4 protein-coding genes are annotated in these 2,637 nt (G+C 71.2%); 2 read left to right on the top strand and 2 right to left on the bottom strand.

The window, feature by feature from the left end:
• A partial coding sequence (locus B9G38_RS15930; RefSeq protein ID WP_233127245.1) for a methyl-accepting chemotaxis protein occupies positions 1-803 on the top strand: 803 nt, incomplete at its 5' end.
• Positions 804-864: 61 nt separating this feature from the next.
• Here the strand turns inward: B9G38_RS15930 and B9G38_RS18420 are convergent.
• Positions 865-1,035 carry a hypothetical protein gene (locus B9G38_RS18420; RefSeq protein WP_198945723.1) on the bottom strand — a complete coding sequence of 57 codons (171 nt, stop codon included), beginning with the start codon at positions 1,033-1,035 and terminating at the stop codon, positions 865-867.
• A gap of 83 nt (positions 1,036-1,118) precedes the next feature.
• Complete coding sequence (locus B9G38_RS15925; RefSeq protein ID WP_086221026.1) at positions 1,119-1,424, bottom strand: MazG-like family protein; 306 nt, start codon at positions 1,422-1,424, stop codon at positions 1,119-1,121.
• Positions 1,425-1,550: 126 nt separating this feature from the next.
• Between B9G38_RS15925 and npdG the strand changes: the two genes are divergently transcribed.
• Positions 1,551-2,219: an NADPH-dependent F420 reductase gene (npdG, locus tag B9G38_RS15920; protein WP_086221025.1), complete on the top strand. Its 669-nt coding sequence runs from the start codon at positions 1,551-1,553 to the stop codon at positions 2,217-2,219.
• Positions 2,220-2,637: the final 418 nt, after the last annotated feature.

Genomic DNA, 2,637 nt, shown 5'->3' with positions numbered 1-2,637 from the left:
ACGACATCGGCGACGCCGTCGACGAGGTGGCGGCCGACGTCGAGGCGCTCCAGGAGCGCGTCGAGGAGATCGACGAGTTCGTCGACGCGATCAACGGCATCGCCGACCAGACGAACCTGCTCGCCCTGAACGCCTCGATCGAGGCGGCGCGGGCGGGCGAGGCGGGCGCCGGGTTCGGCGTCGTCGCCGACGAGATCAAGTCGCTCGCGGAGGAGTCGCAGCGACACGCGAGCGACATCGAGTCGATGGTCGAGGGCATCCGCACCGACACCGAGGAGACCGTCGAGAGCCTCTCGGAGACGACGGGACGGGTCGACGAGGGGAGCGAGCGCGTCGCCGACGCGACGGAGAACCTCACCGACATCGCCGAGGCGGTGACGGAAACGGCCGACGGGATCGACGAGGTCTCGCACGTGACCGACGAGCAGGCCGCCGCCGCCGAGGAGATCGCCGCGACGATCGACGGGGTGGTCGAGCAGTCGAACCGCGTCACCGAGGAGATGCGGGAGCTGGCGGCCGAAAGCGAGCGCCAGTCGGCGGCCGTCGAGGAGGTCGAACGGACCGTGCGCCGGTTGACGGTCGACGGCAGCGGCGACGACGGCTCCCGCGGGGCGTCTCGGGCGGACGGCGGACGGCGACCGACGGAGGCGGACGGCGCGACCGGAGCGGCGGGGAGCGACGGCGGTGGGTCGGTTCCGGCCGGGGTTCCGGACGGGATACCCGAGTCCGTGATCGAGCGCCTCTCCGAGGCGGAACTCCGCGCGATCGCGGCCGGAGAGCTGGAACCGGACGACCGCCGGTAGGCCGGTCGGCGCGACCGCTCCGCCGGGGTCGCGAGGCTCGCGGCCGCGGCCCGGACCGGTCTCAGGGCGCGAAGTACGCGTCCGGCCCCCGGACCCCGGAGAGGTCGCGGAGCGGGCGGGCGCCGCACCGATCGCAGGCGGTCGGCTCGTCGGGGTCGTCGGGCCGCGCGAACACCGTCTCGCAGGCGTCGCAGGCGACGTAGCGCAGCGCGAGCGACGGGGCGTCGGGCATGGGCCCCGTAGGCGCGCGACGCACTTGAACCGGCGCTTCGCGCGCGTCCCTCCGGTCCGGGTCCGGCGTCGCCGCCCGGGCGGCTACTGCCCGGACCCGGGGTCGCCCGACGACGCGATCCGCGACTCGTACTTCGCCAGCGCCTCGTCGAGCGCGGCGGCGGCGTCGACGTCGGCCGCCTCGGCGAGCGCGAGCAGCGCGAACAGCGCGTCGCCGACCTCGTCGGTCGCGATCGCGGCGGCGTCCGGGTCGCTCCCGTAGCCCGTCGAGGTCGTCACCTCCTTCGCGATCTCGCCGACCTCACTCTCCAGGTCGAGCGCGTGGTAGGCGAGGTCGGTCTCTAATCCGTACTCGTCGACGAACGCGGCGACGCGGTCCTGCTCGTCCATGCGCGTCGCCTCCGCGCGTTCGGACAAGAAGCCCCCGGCTTCGACCGCGGCGGATCCGTCGATTTCGACCGTGGCGAAGACGGCCGGTCGCGCAACCTCTAAGACGCGAGCGACCGCACGGATCGTATGCGAATCGCCATCTTGGGCGGCACCGGCGACATCGGCGAGGGGCTCGCGCTCCGGCTGGCGGCGGACACGCCCCACCGGGTCGCGATCGGGTCGCGGGACGCCGAAAAGGCCGAGAACAAGGCCGAGGAGTACACGACCGAACTGGAGAGCCGCGGGCTCGACGCGACCGTCGCGGGCGGCGAGAACGCCGCGGTCGCGGCCGACGCGCGGATCGTCGTCCTCGCGGTCCCGCCGTACCACGTCGGCGACACCGTCGAGGCGGTGGCGGCGTCGCTGGACGAGGGCGACGTGCTGGTCTCGCCCGCGACGGGGATGAAACGCGACGACGAGGGGTTCCACTACCACAGGCCCGGCGCGGGCTCGGTGACGAACATCGTCGCCGACGCGGCGCCCGAGGGCGTCGACGTCGTCGGCGCCTTCCACAACCTCGCGGCGGCGCGGCTCGCGAACCTCGACGCCGACCTCGGAGTCGACACGCTCGTCATCGGCGACGACGAGGACGCGAAGCGGACGGTCGCGGACGTCGCCGAGGGGATCGAGGGGCTGCGCGCGCTCGACGCGGGCGGAATCGCCAACGCACCCGAAATAGAGGGGTTGACACCGCTTTTGATCAACGTCGCCTCGAACAACGAGAAGCTCCACGATCTGGGCGTGCGGTTCCAATAAACGGACAGGCGCGAAGCCGACCGAACCGCGCACTATTTATAAGTAATCGGGTGACGGGTCGGCGTCGTTTATCACTCGAACCGAGCGGCGGCGACGGTCGCCGATTCGGTTGTTGGTCGCTTATAAATAACTGACCGCGGATCCGCGGCGGACACCGCCAAATCACCAGCTGCTCGCTTATAAATAACCGATAGTAGCTCGAGGGGGACTCCACCGAAGCCCCAGCCGCGAGGCTGTACGTATTCGCTTATAAATCGCAGATCGACACGACCACCACCGGAGCCCCAGCCGCGAGGCTGTACGTATTCGCTTATAAATCGCAGATCGACACGACCACCACCGAAGTCCCAGCCGCGAGGCGGGCGCACGCTCGCTGCGCTCCTCGTCACTCGCTTCGCTCGTTCCTGCGGTGCTTACG

This window comes from Halorubrum sp. SD612 (assembly GCF_002135005.1).
This window is presented reverse-complemented; position numbering and strand designations above follow the sequence as displayed.